This is a genomic window from Pseudoflavonifractor capillosus (assembly GCF_016902575.1).
Lineage (GTDB): Bacteria > Bacillota > Clostridia > Oscillospirales > Oscillospiraceae > Enterenecus > Enterenecus capillosus_A.
The window spans coordinates 1-1,150 of the sequence record NZ_JACSNZ010000108.1; the positions used below are offsets into that span (position 1 = coordinate 1).

Genomic DNA, 1,150 nt, shown 5'->3' on the forward strand with positions numbered 1-1,150 from the left:
GTCGTCCTGGGGGAAGTAGTGGGCGGGCACGGCGATGTCCAGGCCTCGGTCCACATCTCGGAAATATTCCCGAGCCAGTGTGTCCTCGTCGTATTCCGGATGAGCGAAGATGAAGAAACGGCGATTATCTACGCTTTTCACGCCAAATACTCCTGCCTCATGGGACACAGCCAGTAACTCCAGCTCGGGAATGGTTTGAATGTCGCTCAGGGTTACCTCGGTATACCGGGAGTGGGGAGCGTAAAACAAATCGTCAAAGCCCCGGAATAAGGGGGATTGCTTGCGGATGATCTCGTGCTGGTAAATGCCGAACAGCTTACGGGGCAGAGATTGCTTTTGAATATGGTAGTGGTAGTACAGTCCGGCTTGGGCCCCCCAGCAGATGTGGAGGGTGGAATGCACGTGGGTACGTGTCCACTCCATGATCTGACACAGCTCATCCCAGTAGTCCACTGCCTCGAAGTCCAGGTTCTCCACCGGAGCTCCGGTAATGATCATGCCGTCATAGCGGTTGTTGCGGATTTGGTCAAAGGTAGTATAAAAGGAGTCCAGGTGATGGCTGTCGGTATTTTGAGAGACATGGCTGCTGGTTTTTAGAAGCTGTACGTTAATTTGCAGGGGAGTGTTGGAGAGCTTGCGCAGCAGCTGTGTCTCCGTGACGATCTTCGTGGGCATGAGATTCAAAATTAACAGGTTTAGGGGACGGATGTCTTGATGCAGTGCACGATGCTCTGTCATCACGAAGATATTTTCGCCCTCTAATACACTGGTAGCAGGCAGAGAGTCGGGAATACGAATGGGCATAGGGATACCTCCGCACTTACATTATATAGTAGAAATCGTAAAACTACGATACCACAGCAGGCAAGGAAAATCAAACGATAAAAAGTTGAAAAAAGGTGTTGACAAATGGAGAGACTGCTGGTATAGTATCTAAACGTGCCCCAGATACGACGCAAAAGCGCCGAAGAACTTCAAAAAAGTCGAAAAAAGGTGTTGACAAGCGAAGATCTGCGTGGTAGAATAAAAACCCGCTGATAAAGCGGTTTGTACCTTGTAAATTAAACAATGAGAAACACGAAAAGCACCAGAAGGACACGAGTCCTTCATGGAAACTGGTAACACAGAGACATGAAGGGTCTCATCAATT

The 1,150-nt window shown here is 49.0% G+C and carries 1 protein-coding gene; it reads right to left on the minus strand.

Annotated features, from left to right (window positions below; genetic code table 11):
- A partial coding sequence (locus H9X86_RS12065; protein ID WP_204901737.1) for a homoserine O-succinyltransferase occupies positions 1–804 on the minus strand: 804 nt, incomplete at its 3' end.
- Positions 805–1,150 lie beyond the last annotated feature (346 nt).